Genomic DNA, 14,352 nt, shown 5'->3' on the forward strand with positions numbered 1-14,352 from the left:
TTTGAAATGACCGCCAAGCAAGACACCATCGTCGGCAACGCCCGGCTGGTCCTCGCCGATCGCGTGATCGAGCAGGGCTGGGTTGCGATCGCTGATGGCAAGATCGCCGAATTCGGCGAGGGCAGGGCGCCCGAGGCAGCGGAGGACGCCGGCGGCGATCTCCTGATGCCCGGGCTGATCGAGCTGCACACCGACCATCTCGAAATGCACTACGTGCCGCGCCCGAAGGTGTTCTGGAACCCGGTCGCTGCCGTGATCTCGTATGACGGGCAGCTCGCGACCTCGGGCATTACCACCGTGCTGGATTCGCTGCGGGTCTGGCGCGAGGACGGCGCTGAGGATGTCGACGGCCGCGCCGGCGTGCTGGCGGCAGCGATCTCGGCCGCGCGCGAGGAGAATCTGCTGCGTGCTGATCACTTCCTGCATCTGCGCTGCGAAGTCCCGATGCCTGATGTCGTCGCCGAGGCCAAGGAGCTGATCGACCGGCCGGACGTGCGGCTGATGTCGCTGATGGACCATACGCCGGGCCAGCGCCAGTTCCGCGACGAGGTGAAGCTGCGCGATTACTACCGCGGCAAGGGCGGCGGCATGACCGATGCCCAGCTCGACGTGCTGTTCGCCCGGCGCTTCGCCTATCAGAAGGAATATGCCGTGGCCAACACTCGCGCGATCGTCGCGCTGGCGCATCAGTACAAGATTCCGCTCGCGAGCCACGACGACACCACGGATGAGAACGTGGTCGACGCCGTCAACGACAAGGTCGCGGTCGCGGAATTCCCGACCACGATGGAAGCGGCGCGCGGTCTGCACGCCGCCGGCATCGACATCCTGATGGGCGCGCCGAACGTGGTGCGCGGCGGCTCGCACTCCGGCAATATCGCGGCCGTCGATCTCGCCAATGAAGGCATGCTCGATATCCTGTCGTCGGACTACATCCCATCGAGTCTCTTGATGGCGGCGTTGCAACTGCCGCGGCACGTGCCGGCGATCGATCTCGCCTCCGCCGTCCGCACCGTGACCAAGACGCCGGCCGAGGCGGTTGGCCTGTCCGATCGCGGCGAGATCGCGGTCGGCCGGCGCGCCGATCTGATCCGCGTGCACGTCGCGCGCGATCTGCCCGTCGTGCGCAGCGTCTGGCGCGAAGGAGCCAGGGTCGCATGAACGAGGTCCCTGCCGTCGCCGCGCAGCACGCCAGCACGATCGGTCCCGGCCGGTTGATCCTGGTGGTGGGCCCGAGCGGCGCCGGCAAGGACACGCTGCTGGGACTGGCGAAGGCCGCCTGCGCCGATGACCGTGATGTCGTCTTTCCGCGTCGCCTGATCACCCGCCAGGCCTCGGCGTCGGAAGACAACGAGGAGATCAGCGCAGAGACCTTCCAGCGTGCGGTCGCCGCCGGCGACTACGCCATGCACTGGGAAGCGCACGGCCATCGCTATGCGCTGTCGCGGGCGATCAACGATGAGATCCGCGCCGGGCGCACCGTGATCGCGAACGTCTCCCGCACGGTGATAGCGGCGGCACGCCGCAAATATGCCAACGCCGTGGTTGTCTCGATCACCGCGCCGCCGGACGTCCTAGCCGCGCGGCTGGCTGCGCGGGCACGCAGCAGCGACGGCCTGCTCGCGCAGCGGCTGGCCCGCACCGTCGACGAAAGCGCGTCGACGCCCGATTTCACCATCGTCAATTCCGGCACCGCCGACTATCACGCGCGACAGCTTGTCCGCATCATCAAGGGCGAGCGCTGGGACGAGTAGCAAGAGACGACTAGCCACAAAGGAGAACAGCACGAATGTCGGTGATTTCCACGATCGAGCAGCTTGAGGCGATCTACGGCTTCCCGAATGACGCGTCGACCGTGAAGGTCGCCGATCATGTGACACCGCTCTATCGTGTGCTCATCGAGAAGTCGCCGTTCGTGTCGCTCGCGACCTCAGGGCCCGAGGGGCTCGACTGCTCGCCGCGCGGCGACCTGCCGGGCTTCGTGCGCATCCATGATTCGAAAACGCTGATGATGCCGGATCGCCGCGGCAACAATCGCTGCGATTCGCTGCGCAATATCGTTCGCGATCCTCGCGTCGGGCTGTTGTTCCTGATTCCGGGCTCGGGCAGCACGCTGCGCGTCAATGGCCGCGCTTATGTCTCGGCTGAGCCGGAGCTGCTCGCCTCCTTCAAGATGGAAGGCAAGGCGCCGCGTACGGTGATCGTGATGAATGTGGACGAGATCTACTTCCAGTGCGCCCGCGCGATCGTGCGTTCCGACCTCTGGAATCCGGACAAGCAGGTCGATTCAAAGGCGCTGCCGACGCCAGGTCAGATCCTCGCCGAGATGAGCGAGCACACGGTCGGCGGCGAGAAATACGATCGCGAATGGCCGGAGCGCGCGCGCCAGACCATGTGGTGACGAAAGAAGCGTTCAGGCCTTCGCCTGCTCATCGAACGCCTTCAGCGACACCGCCGCGATCTCGCGCAGCGTGTTGCGGTCGGCGCCCGAGGAGGCCATCACGCACATGCCGGATGTGACCGCGGAGAGATAGCGAGCAAGCGTGACCGGATCGGCGTTTTCGCCGAGGTCACGTTCGGCCTTGGCGCGGACAAAGCGCTCGCGCAACTGGTCTTCGGTGTGGGTGCGGCGCGCCGCCAGTTCGAATGGGACGTTTTCCGAGCCGGTGCCGCAGGCAAGGCCGCCCTGGACTAGCAGACAACCGGGCGGGTTGGCGGGATCGGTCTGGGCGTCCGCGTGCTCCATCAGGAATCGTTCGGCCACCTCTCGCGCAGTCGAGGCGCCCACAACCTTTTCCATCCAGGCGTTGCGCTTTTCGGAATAGCGGTCGAGCGCGGCCTTCAGCAGGCCCTCTTTGCTGCCGAAGGCTGCGTAGAGGCTGGGCGGATTGATGCTCATCGCCTCGGTGAGCTGGGCGATCGTGGTCCCCTCGTAACCGTGGCGCCAGAATACGTCCATGGCCCGGTCCAAAGCGGCATCGGCGTCGAAGGCGCGGGGGCGTCCCATTCCCATTTTCAGTTACTCCGTAAGCCGGGTGCCGGTTCTGTGACGGCTTTGTCTCTGGCTTATCCTATTGTTGCACGTGATGTTTTTCCGCGTCTTCCCATTTCCCAACGAATGAGATAATAAATTCATAGTGCTCAATACATAAGTATCTTGCGAACCGGCGTCCAGCTCCACATTTGTAGCGAACACTACAAATCTCTGGAGCGCGTGAATGCCCTCGTCAACCCAAAATCCCCGTTCCGGCCGTTTCCGACGCGTTGTCGGTGGCGTTGTGATCCTCGGCGCCCTCGCGGTGGTCGGTTCGATCGCGACCGGCCACTATTTCCACGCTGCGCAGGCGACCGCGGCCGCTGCCGCCCCTGAACCCGCGGTGCCGGTGACCGTCGCCGTGATCCAGCCGCGGCCGACCACCCTGTTCGATGACTTCTCGGGCCGGCTCGAAGCCGTCGACCGCGTCCAGTTGCGGCCGCGAGTGGCGGGCGCGATCCTGGCGACCAACTTCACCGAGGGCGCGCTGGTGAAGTCCGGCGACATCCTGTTCAAGATCGACCCCGCGCCTTACGCGGCCGAGGTCGACCGGGCCCAGGCGCAGCTTGAGGCGGCCAAGGCCCGCGTGGTCTTCACCACGAGTGAAGTCGAGCGCGGCGCACAGCTGGTCGGCAACAACATCGTCACCAAGCGCGATTTCGACCAGCGTGACAACGCCAATCGCGAGGCGATCGCCAACGTCAAGGCCGCCGAAGCCGCGCTGCAGACCGCAAAGCTCAATCTCGACTACACCGAGGTCCGCGCACCGGTCGACGGCCGGGTCGGCCGGATCGAGATCACCGTCGGCAATCTCGTCGCGGCAGGCACCTCGTCGCCGGTCCTGACCTCGCTGGTCTCGGTCAATCCGATCTATGCGAGCTTCGATGCCGATGAGGAGGTCGTGCTGCGCGCGCTGAACTCGATCGCGGACGCGTCCGGCAAGCGCGGCAATCTCGATCAGATTCCGGTGGACATGGTGACGTCGGGCGGCCTCAGCGCCAAGGGGCACATCCAGCTGATCGACAACCAGGTCAATGGGCAGAGCGGCACCATCCGCGTCCGTGCCGTGTTCAAGAACGAAGACGGCCGGCTGATCCCGGGCCAGTTCGCCCGCGTGCGCATGGGCCAACCCCAGCAGCAGACGTTGGTGCTGGTCGACGAACGCGCGGTCGGCACCGACCAGGACAAGAAGTTCGTCATGCTGGTCGGCGACGACAGCCGCGCGGTGTACCGCTCCGTCACGCTCGGCGGCGCGGTCGATGGCCTGCGGATCGTCACCGCCGGCCTGAAATCCGGCGACCGCATCGTCGTCAACGGCCTGCAGCGCGTGCGTCCCGGCGCACTTCTGAAGATGGAAGTCGCCGAGATGGGCGCGCGCGGCATGCAACAGGCATCCACTGAAACCAACCAGCACGTCGTGCAGCGCTAGGCGCTGCACGCGGGGGCGGAGCCATGAATCTCTCAAAATTCTTCATCGACCGGCCGATCTTCGCCGGCGTGCTATCGATCCTGATCTTCCTGGCTGGCCTGATCTCGCTGGTGGCGATGCCGATTTCGGAATACCCCGACGTGGTGCCGCCGTCGGTCGTGGTGCGCGCGACCTATCCCGGCGCCAATCCGAAGGTGATCGCCGAGACGGTCGCAACGCCGATCGAGGAGCAGATCAACGGCGTCGAGGGCATGCTCTATATGTCGAGCCAGGCGACCACCGACGGCGCGATGACGCTGACGGTGACGTTCCGGCTCGGCACCGACCCCGACAAGGCGACCCAGCTGGTGCAGAACCGGGTGCAGCAGGCCGAACCGCGCCTGCCGGCTGTGGTGCGCCAGCTCGGCATCATCACCAAGAAGAGCTCGCCCGACCTTACCATGGTCGTGCATCTGCTGTCGCCGAACAACCGCTACGACATGACGTATCTGCGCAACTACGCAGTGCTCAACGTCAAGGACCGGCTGGCGCGGATCGACGGCGTCGGCGACGTCCAGCTCTATGGCGCAGGCGACTATTCGATGCGGGTCTGGGTCGATCCGCAGAAGGCCGCCGAGCATAAATTGACCGCAAGCGACGTGGTGCGCGCGATCCAAGCGCAGAACGTCGAGGCCGCGGCCGGCGTGGTCGGCTCCTCGCCCAGCGTCAAGGGCCTCGACCTCCAGCTCTCCGTCAACGCCGAGGGACGGTTGTCGACCGAGGAACAGTTCGGCGACATCGTGGTGAAGACCGGTTCGGCCGGCGAGGTGGTGCGGCTGCGCGACGTCGCGCGGATCGAGCTCGGCGCCTCCGAATACGGCCTGCGCTCGCTGCTCGACAACAAGCAGGCGGTCGCGATCCCGATCTTCCAGGCGCCGGGTTCGAATGCGCTGGAGATCTCCGACCATGTCCGCGCGACGATGGCCGAGATCAAGAAGAACATGCCGGAAGGCGTGTCGTATCAGATCGTCTACGATCCGACCCAATTCGTGCGATCCTCGATCGAAGCCGTCATCCACACGCTGCTCGAGGCCATCGCGCTCGTCGTGCTGGTCGTGATCCTGTTCCTGCAGACCTGGCGCGCCTCGATCATTCCGCTGATCGCGGTCCCGGTGTCGATCGTCGGCACCTTCGCGGTGATGCATGTATTCGGCTTCTCGATCAACGCACTCAGCCTGTTCGGCCTGGTGCTGGCGATCGGCATCGTGGTCGACGACGCCATCGTCGTGGTCGAGAACGTCGAGCGCAACATCGAATCCGGCCTGTCGCCGCGCGATGCCACCAACCAGGCGATGCGCGAAGTGTCCGGCCCGATCATCGCGATCGCGCTGGTGCTGATCGCGGTGTTCGTGCCGCTCGCCTTCATCTCCGGCCTCACTGGACAGTTCTACAAGCAGTTCGCGCTGACGATTGCGATCTCGACCGTGATCTCGGCGATCAACTCCCTGACGCTGTCGCCGGCGCTGTCGGCGCTGCTCTTGAAGGGGCATAACGAGCCGAAGGATTGGCTGACCCGCGGCATGGAAAAGTCGCTGGGCTGGTTCTTCCGCGGCTTCAACAAGGTCTTCACCAAGTCCTCGGAGAACTACGGCCGTACCGTCACCAAGGTGATCTACGGCAAGGCCGTGGTGATCGGCCTCTATGTGCTGCTGATCGGCCTGACCGGCGTGCTGTTCAAGCAGGTGCCGAGCGGCTTCGTGCCGGGGCAGGACAAGCAGTATCTGGTCGGCTTTGCGCGGCTGCCCGACGGCGCCACGCTCGACCGAACCGAGGAAGTGATCCGCAAGATGAGCGACATCGCGCTGACCCAGCCGGGCGTCGAAAGCTCGGTGGCGTTTCCCGGCCTGTCGATCTCCGGCTTCACCAACTCGTCCAACGCCGGCATCGTGTTCTCGACCCTGAAGCCGTTCGACGAGCGCAAGGATCCGTCGTTGAGCGGCCCAGCGATCGCGGCCGCGCTGAACAAGAAATATGCCGGCATCCAGGATGCCTTCATCGCCATGTTCCCGCCGCCGCCGGTCAACGGCCTCGGCACCATCGGCGGCTTCAAGCTGCAGATCGAGGACCGCGCCGGCCTCGGCTATGAGGCGCTGAACGACGCCACCAAGGCGTTCATGGGCGCGCTCCAGAAGGCGCCGGAGATCGCCGGTGCGTTCTCGAGCTTCCAGGTCAACGTGCCGCAGCTGTTCGCCGACATCGACCGCACCAAGGCGTTGCAGCTCGGCGTGCCGGTCACGGAGGTCTTCAACACGCTGCAGATCTATCTCGGCTCCTACTATGTCAACGACTTCAACAAATTCGGCCGCACCTATTCGGTCTATGTGCAGGCGGACGCGCCGTTCCGCGCGCGTGCCGACGACATCAGGCAGTTGAAGGTGCGCTCGTCGTCCGGTGACATGGTGCCGCTGTCGGCCTTGCTGAAGGTCCGCCAGAGTGCAGGTCCGGAGCGCGCCATCCGCTACAACGGCTTCCTGTCGTCGGACATCAACGCCGCTGCGGCGCCCGGCTTTTCGTCCGGCCAGGCGCAGGAGGCGGCGACACGGATCGCCGCCGAAACGCTGCCGCCGGGTTTTGCCTTCGAATGGACCGACCTGACCTATCAGGAGTTCATCGCCGGCAATTCCGGAATCTGGGTGTTTCCGCTCGCGATCCTGTTGGTGTTCCTGGTGCTCGCCGCGCTCTATGAGAGCCTGGCGCTGCCGCTCTCGATCATCATGATCGTGCCGATGGGCCTGTTGGCGGCGATGTTCGGCGTCTGGCTGTCGAAGGGCGACAACAATGTCTTCACCCAGATCGGCCTGATCGTGCTGGTCGGATTGTCGGCCAAGAACGCCATCCTGATCGTCGAATTCGCGCGTGAGCTCGAATTCGCCGGGCGCTCACCGATCCGCGCTGCGATCGAGGCCAGCCGGCTGCGGCTGCGGCCGATCCTGATGACGTCGATGGCGTTCATCATGGGCGTGCTGCCGCTGGTGCTGTCGAGCGGTGCGGGCTCGGAGATGCGGCGTGCGATGGGCGTCGCGGTGTTCTCCGGCATGATCGGCGTCACCGTGTTCGGCCTGTTCCTGACGCCGGTGTTCTATGTGCTGCTGCGTACTGTCACCGGCATGAAGCCGCTGACGCAGCACGGCGAGGCGACCATCCCCGGAAAAGCACACGCGGCATGATGCCGCGTGTGTAAGCTTGATGTCAGTTTCGAAGGGATCAGGCTGCGATATCGAGCAGCAGAAGCGACGAACCGCGGACCAGCACCTTGCGGCCCGCGGGCGTCAGTTCAAACGAATCGCCGCGCACGGCGACATAACCGAGCGTAATCAGGCTCTCGACGGCGAACCGGTTCAGCCGTGAAGGGTTGGCTGCGGGAGCCCGCAACGCTTTCAGCGCATCCCACTGATCGGGTCTGAGTTCGAATTCTTCGCTCATTGGTCCAGGCACTCCAGAAGTTCTTGGCGTGCGGGATACAGAGCGCAGATGAATTTGGTGCGACCACAACGAGTCAGGATTTCGATTTATGTGGAGACGCCGTCACATCGCCGTGTCATTGGAATACTTCAATTTTTTCGAATCATTGTGGCGCATTGCCACGTGATGCCGTCACAGTGATTAATCGCACATCGTCACACAGGTTAATCAGCAGGATTAACCTGCCGGATTCCTCGCCATCCGTTAACCGCGCCGCACGCTGGCGCCGCCGTCGACCGGCAACGTCACACCGGTGACGAAATTCGCCTCATCCGAGGCGAGGAACAGCGCGGCATTGGCGACGTCCCAGCCGGTGCCCATCTTGTGACGCAGCGGCACCTTGCTGTCGCGCTCGGCCTCGACCTCGGCGCGGCTCTTCTTGAACTCGCGTGCGCGCGTGTCCACCGCCATCGGCGTGTTCATCAACCCCGGCAGGATCACGTTGGCGCGAATGCCATATTGCGCATTCTGGTAGGCGAGCTGTTCGGTGAAGGCGATCATCGCCGACTTGGTCGCCTTGTAGGCGACATAAGGATAGGTCGTGATCGCGGCCATCGACGAGATGTTGATGATCGAGCCGCGCTGCTGCTGGCGCATGATCGGGATCACATGCTTGGCGGCCAGGATGCAGCTCTTCAGGTTGATCGCCACGCAGCGGTCGAACGCTTCCTCGGTGATATCGAGCAGCTCGGCGTCGCCGCCGGACAGGCTGACGCCGACATTGTTGTGCAGGATATCGACGCTGCCCCAGCGGCCATGCGCATCCGCCACCATCGCCTTGATGTCGGCATTCTTGGTGACGTCGGCCTTGAAAGCGACCGAGGTGCCGCCGTTGGCTGCGATCAGGTCGACGGTTTCCTGCGCCGATGCCAGATTGTGATCGACGCACAGCACCTTGGCGCCTTCGCGCGCGAAGGTCAGCGCGGTGGCGCGGCCGTTGCCGATGCCCTCGCCGGGGCTCTGGCCGGCGCCGACGACGATGGCGACGCGATCTTTAAGGCGCATGTCACTTCACTCCCGGGATCGGGTACTGCTGCAGTACCTCTTTGTAGGTTGGTTCGTTGTCGATCTGCATGGTGGCGAGCACGCGCACCACGGCGCAGTAGAACGCGATGGTCAGCACCAGATCGGTCATGTGCTCGTCGGACAGCTCTCGCTTGATCTTGGCGAAGGTCGCCTCCGACATCGCAAGCTCGCGCACCATCTCGCGGGCACCCCTGAGGATCGCCTTCGCCAGCGGCTCGAGCTTCGACGGCTCGCCAGAGGCTTCCGCGATCAGGCCCTGGATGTCCTCGTCGGTGACGCCGAACTCCTTGCCGATCTTCACATGGTGGGTGAACTCGTATTCCGACTTCTCGAGCCAGCCGACCTGCAGGATCGCGAGCTCGCGCAGCCGCGGGTCGAGCTTGCTCTTGAAACGGATGTAGCCGCCGATGCCGTTGAAGGCGCGCGCCATGTCGGGCGAGTTCACCAGCAGCTTGTGCAAATTGGTGTTGCGCTTGAGCATGTCGCGATATTCGGGGGCGACCTGATCGGCTTCGAGATAGGGCAGGCGGGCCATTGTTGTTGTCCTTGGTTCGGCGGCTTGCGGAAGGGGGCGGCTGTAGCTTCAGCCGTAAAGCGTTTTGTGCTCACGCTCGTAGTTGGCGTAGGAGTCCTTCATGCTGGCGCCGTTGAGCAGCATGGTCGCGACCACGGCGTTGTCGGCATCGAACACGGTCGAGCGCACCCACATGCTCTCGGTGCGCTTGCTGCCCGAGAGCGCGACGACCTCGCGCTCGACCCAATAGGTCTCTCCCGGGAACAGCGGCCCGCGCACAAGCCGGATCTCCTGATCGGCGAACAGCCCGACGGCCGGGCCGCGGACCGGCAGCCGGTCCTCGCGCGCGCGGTACTGGAACAGCACGCTCAGCATCTCCATCGGGATGATGGCGCGGCCCCAGGGATTGTACTCCAGCGAATAATAGTCCGAAGGCTCGGTGATCACCTTGAGCTTGTCGGCCAGCGAGAACGGATAGAGATCGCCCATGTTCTGGTCGAAATCCATCTTGATCGCCTGCCGGGGCGTCTTCATGCCGACCTTGATGTCGGCGAGGATCACCGGATCGGTCAGAGGCTTCAATTCGCCGAGTCGGTGGCTCAGCGCGGTCTCGGTGCCGTCGCCGTCGATCGAGGCGGTGCCGCGCAGGATCTCGGTGCCGTCGCGCTTGATCATCCCGATCGTGCAAACGGTTTGGCCCGGCTTCGGCTTCTCGATCTGGGCCTGCACCTCTTCGCCCTCGAACACCGGATTGCGGTAGTGCGCGGACAGGCATCCGGTCATGAACCAGGCGCGGCCCCAGATCCGCTCGCACAGCGGCGCGAACTGGCTGAAATGGGTCGGTCCCTCGATCGTGCCGCCGCGGAAGCCGAGCTTCTGCGCGGTTGCATCGTCATGGATCGAGGCGTGGGAGTCGTAGGTCTGGGCCTGTAGCATTTGCTTCGGGCTGCGCCAGGGACCCACCAGCAAATTGCCATTCTCCACGATTTCCGTCGTGAACGCGGATTCGACTTTAATCATCCTTGGTCTCCCTTTGCGGGCCACCGTTCCAAAGATGCCGGGGTTCGGCAAGCCTCGGATACGCAACATGAGATATGTGCTGTGGCCATGGAACGGGGCTGTTCATGCATAACAAAATCAGTGCATGCTGATGCATGATCATGGGCAAGACAATGAGACCGGTTCGGACCGGCGTGACCTGATCGGCGGGGAGCCTGAAACTGATGGCGTTGATGGAAGTTGGACTGGACGACAAGTACCGGTTGGACACGAAACGAATCTTCCTCTCCGGTACCCAGGCTCTGGTCCGATTGCCGATGTTGCAGCGCGAACGCGACCGTGCGCACGGGCTGAACACCGCGGGTTTCATCTCCGGTTACCGAGGCTCGCCGCTCGGCATGTATGACCACGCGCTGTGGCGGGCGAAATCCTTTCTGAAAGAGCACGACATCGCCTTCGTTCCCGGCCTCAACGAGGACCTGGCGGCAACCGCGGTGTGGGGCAGCCAGCAGGTCGGCATGTTCCCCGGGGCCAAGGTCGATGGCGTGTTCGGGATCTGGTACGGCAAGGGTCCCGGCGTCGACCGCTCGCTCGACGCGCTCAAGCACGCCAATTCCGCCGGCACCTCGCCGAATGGTGGCGTGATTGCGCTCGCCGGCGACGACCATGGCTGCCAGTCCTCCACTCTGGCGCATCAGAGCGAGCAGGTGTTCGCCTCGGCGCTGATGCCGGTGGTCAATCCGGCGACGCTGCAGGACTATCTCGACCTCGGCATCCTCGGCTTTGCGCTGTCGCGCTATTCCAGTTGCTGGGTCGGCTTCAAGGCGATCTCGGAGACCGTCGAAAGCTCGGCCTCGATCGTCAGCGATCCCGATCGCATCAAGATCATCATGCCCGACGATTTCGAGATGCCGCCCGGCGGGCTGTCGATCCGCTGGCCGGATCCGCCGCTGGAGGCCGAGCGCAGGCTGCACGGGCCCAAGATGGAGGCGGTCGCGGCCTTCGCCCGCGCCAACCGGTTCGACCGCATCGTGCTGGATTCGAAGCCGGCGCGGCTCGGCATCATGGCGACCGGCAAGGCCTATCTCGATCTGCGCCAGGCGCTCGCCGATCTCGGCATCACCGATGCCGACGCGCAGGCGCTGGGTCTGCGCATCTACAAGGTGGCGCTGACCTGGCCGCTGGAAGCACGCGGCGCGCGCGACTTTGCCGAAGGCCTGCAGGACGTGCTGGTCGTCGAGGAGAAGCGCGGCTTCATCGAGGATCAGCTGGTCCGCATCCTCTACAACATGGACGCGTCGAAGCGTCCGTCGGTGGTCGGCAAGCGCGACGAGAGCGGCGCGCCGCTGCTGCCGAGCGAGGGCGAGCTGACGCCGACCATGGTGGCGGCCGCCGTCGTCGCGCGGCTGCGCAAGCTCGGCCACCGCAGCCCGCTGCTGGAGCAGCGGCTGGCCAAACTCGAGGCGTTCGATCGCCCGGCCGAGGGCACCGGCACCACGAAGCTGCAACGCACGCCGTATTTCTGCTCGGGCTGCCCGCACAACTCGTCGACCAAGATTCCGGAAGGCAGCCGCGCGATGGCCGGCATCGGCTGTCACGGCATGGCGTTGTCGGTACCGAACCGCAACACCCAGACCATCTCGCATATGGGCGCGGAGGGCGTGAGCTGGATCGGGCAGGCGCCGTTCACCAGCGAACAGCACGTGTTCCAGAATCTCGGCGACGGCACCTATACGCATTCCGGCCTTCTGGCTCTACGTGCCGCTGCCGCTGCCGGCGTCAACATCACCTACAAGATCCTCTACAACGACGCGGTCGCGATGACCGGCGGCCAGCCTGCCGAAGGCGGCTTCACGGTGGCGCAGATCGCGCACCAGGTCGCGGCCGAGGGCACCAAGAAACTCGCAATCGTCTCCGACGATCCCGACAAATATCCCGCCAATTAATTCCCGTCCGGCGCCACCATCCATCATCGCCGCGAGCTCGACGCCGTGCAGCGCACCTTGCGCGAGATCGAGGGCCTCACCGTCCTGATCTACGACCAGACCTGCGCCGCCGAGAAGCGCCGTCGCCGCAAGCGCGGGCTGTTTCCTGATCCGGCCAAGCGCGTCTTCATCAATGAGCGCGTCTGCGAAGGCTGCGGCGACTGCTCGGTGGCGTCGAACTGCGTCTCGGTGCAGCCGCTGGAAACCGAGCTCGGCCGCAAGCGCCGCATTGACCAGTCGAACTGCAACAAGGATTTCTCCTGCATCGAGGGCTTCTGCCCGAGCTTCGTGATGGTGCAGGATCCCAAGCTGCGCAAGGCCGACCGCACCGCCGCCGATCCCAAGGCGCTGTTCGCCGACCTGCCGAAGCCGCCCGCGGCCGCGTTGAGCAGCCCCTACAACATCCTGATCACCGGCATCGGGGGCACCGGCGTCATCACCATCGGCGCGCTGCTCGGCATGGCCGCGCATGTCGAGGGGCTCGCCTGCTCGACGCTCGACTTCACCGGCCTGTCGCAGAAGAACGGCGCGGTCATGAGCCATGTCCGGCTTGCGCCCACGTCCGACATGCTGACCACGGTCCGCATCGCGCCCGGCAATGCCAATCTGAACCTCGGCTGCGACCTCGTCGTTGCCACCAGCATGCCAGCGCTGAGCCGCGCCGAGCGCGGCATCACTCGCGCCGTCGTCAACGCCGACCTGCTGCCGACCGCGAGCTTCGTGATCGATCCCGATATCGACTTTGAAGCCAGCTCGATGCGCGATGCGCTGAACGGCGCGGTGCGACCGGATGATCTCGACATCCTCGATGCCACCGGGCTTGCCACCGCGCTGATGGGCGACAGCATCGCAACCAATGCCTTCATGCTCGGCTTTGCGTTCCAGCGCGGCGCGATCCCGCTGTCGCTCGAGGCCATCCTGAAGGCGATCGAGCTCAACGGCGCGGCGATCGAGATGAATAAGACCGCGTTCTCGTGGGGCCGGCTCGCCGCGCACGATCTGCAGCGCGTGGTCAGCGCCGCGCGCTTCAAGAATGCAGGCGCAGCGCCGGCGAAGAAGACGCTGGATGAGGCGATCGCGTTCCGCGCCAAGTTCCTCACCGACTACCAGGACGCGGCCTACGCCAAGCGCTATCTCGACGACGTCGCGCGCGTCCGCTCCGCCGAGGCTGCCGCAGCGCCGGGCTCGCAGGACCTGACCGAGGCCTTTGCAAAGGGTCTGTTCAAGCTGATGGCCTACAAGGACGAATACGAAGTCGCGAGGCTCTATTCCGACGGCGAGTTCAGCAAGGCGTTGAAGGAGCAGTTCGAGGGCAATTCCGGTCTGAAGGTCCTGCTGGCGCCGCCACTGCTGGCGCAGCGCGATCCCGTCACCGGGCGGTTGCAGAAGCGCGAGTTCGGGCCGTGGATCTTCAAGGCGTTCGGCCTGCTGGCGGGGCTGAAGGGCCTGCGCGGCACCGCGTTCGACATCTTCGGCTATACCGCCGAGCGCAAGATGGAGCGCGCGCTGCCGGTGGATTACTCGACAATGATCCTGCGTCACCTCGACGGCAAGAAGCCGCTCGATTTGCCGCGCCTGGTGGCGCTGGCGAAGGTAGCCGACCTCGTGCGCGGCTACGGCCACATCAAGGAAGGCAACGTCGCCCGTTACCGCACCGAATGTGCGCGGCTGGAGCGTGCGATCGGCCAGCCGCTGGCGCAGGCAGCGGAGTAGGGCAGAGCGTTTTCCCCGTTCCGATCCCATTGGAACGGGGCTTCAGGCGGGTGGGCGGCGGAACTTTCCTCGGCCGCCTTGGTTGACCGGTAACCCTGCCTGCGAGCCGCGGCTGGATTCGCGCGGCCGGGCCCCTACATAACGGCTGTTC

At 65.0% G+C, this 14,352-nt stretch carries 10 protein-coding genes and 1 pseudogene; 6 read left to right on the forward strand and 5 right to left on the reverse strand.

Annotation, left to right across the window (positions count from 1 at the left end; all coding sequences use genetic code 11):
- Positions 1-6: 6 nt before the first annotated feature.
- The 3 genes from ACVIGA_RS32375 to ACVIGA_RS32385 are packed head-to-tail and all read left to right on the forward strand — an operon-like array spanning position 7 to position 2,401.
- Positions 7-1,161, forward strand: a complete 1,155-nt coding sequence (locus ACVIGA_RS32375; RefSeq protein WP_456669186.1) for an alpha-D-ribose 1-methylphosphonate 5-triphosphate diphosphatase — start codon at positions 7-9, stop codon at positions 1,159-1,161.
- Positions 1,158-1,754 carry a phosphonate metabolism protein/1,5-bisphosphokinase (PRPP-forming) PhnN gene (gene phnN / locus ACVIGA_RS32380; RefSeq protein ID WP_456669187.1) on the forward strand — a complete coding sequence of 199 codons (597 nt, stop codon included), beginning with the start codon at positions 1,158-1,160 and terminating at the stop codon, positions 1,752-1,754. The genes ACVIGA_RS32375 and phnN overlap by 4 nt, the downstream gene beginning before the upstream one ends.
- A 35-nt stretch (positions 1,755-1,789) precedes the next feature.
- Positions 1,790-2,401, forward strand: coding sequence for a pyridoxamine 5'-phosphate oxidase family protein (locus ACVIGA_RS32385; protein ID WP_375779548.1), 612 nt, complete (start codon positions 1,790-1,792; stop codon positions 2,399-2,401).
- A 12-nt stretch (positions 2,402-2,413) separates the two neighbouring features.
- Here ACVIGA_RS32385 and ACVIGA_RS32390 read toward each other — a convergent pair whose 3' ends face one another.
- Positions 2,414-3,013: a TetR/AcrR family transcriptional regulator gene (locus ACVIGA_RS32390; RefSeq protein WP_456669188.1), complete on the reverse strand. Its 600-nt coding sequence runs from the start codon at positions 3,011-3,013 to the stop codon at positions 2,414-2,416.
- Between the two features lie 205 nt (positions 3,014-3,218).
- Between ACVIGA_RS32390 and ACVIGA_RS32395 the strand changes: the two genes are divergently transcribed.
- On the forward strand, positions 3,219-4,463 hold the full coding sequence (locus tag ACVIGA_RS32395; RefSeq protein WP_456669189.1) for an efflux RND transporter periplasmic adaptor subunit: 1,245 nt from the start codon (positions 3,219-3,221) through the stop codon (positions 4,461-4,463).
- A gap of 23 nt (positions 4,464-4,486) precedes the next feature.
- A complete protein-coding gene (locus tag ACVIGA_RS32400; RefSeq protein ID WP_456669190.1) occupies positions 4,487-7,669 on the forward strand; it encodes an efflux RND transporter permease subunit in 3,183 nt (1,060 codons plus the stop codon).
- Between the two features lie 37 nt (positions 7,670-7,706).
- On the opposite strand, the gene ACVIGA_RS32405 is transcribed toward ACVIGA_RS32400, so the two are convergent.
- The 4 genes from ACVIGA_RS32405 to ACVIGA_RS32420 all read right to left on the reverse strand — a co-directional run bounded on the left by ACVIGA_RS32405 (position 7,707) and on the right by ACVIGA_RS32420 (position 10,524).
- Positions 7,707-7,925 carry a hypothetical protein gene (locus tag ACVIGA_RS32405; RefSeq protein ID WP_028334528.1) on the reverse strand — a complete coding sequence of 73 codons (219 nt, stop codon included), beginning with the start codon at positions 7,923-7,925 and terminating at the stop codon, positions 7,707-7,709.
- A gap of 243 nt (positions 7,926-8,168) precedes the next feature.
- Entirely contained in the window at positions 8,169-8,969 is an 801-nt protein-coding gene (locus ACVIGA_RS32410; RefSeq protein WP_456669191.1) for an SDR family NAD(P)-dependent oxidoreductase, read from the reverse strand.
- 1 nt (position 8,970) lies between these two features.
- The gene (locus ACVIGA_RS32415) at positions 8,971-9,525 is read right to left on the reverse strand and encodes a carboxymuconolactone decarboxylase family protein (RefSeq protein ID WP_456669192.1); all 555 of its coding nucleotides are present in this window, start codon (positions 9,523-9,525) and stop codon (positions 8,971-8,973) included.
- Positions 9,526-9,573: 48 nt separating this feature from the next.
- Complete coding sequence (locus tag ACVIGA_RS32420; protein WP_456669193.1) at positions 9,574-10,524, reverse strand: hypothetical protein; 951 nt, start codon at positions 10,522-10,524, stop codon at positions 9,574-9,576.
- A gap of 203 nt (positions 10,525-10,727) precedes the next feature.
- On the opposite strand from ACVIGA_RS32420, the pseudogene ACVIGA_RS32425 reads away from it, so the two are divergent.
- Positions 10,728-14,201: pseudogene (locus ACVIGA_RS32425) on the forward strand (indolepyruvate ferredoxin oxidoreductase family protein).
- The last annotated feature ends 151 nt before the right edge of the window (positions 14,202-14,352 follow it).

Source organism: Bradyrhizobium sp. USDA 3240 (genome assembly GCF_054063295.1).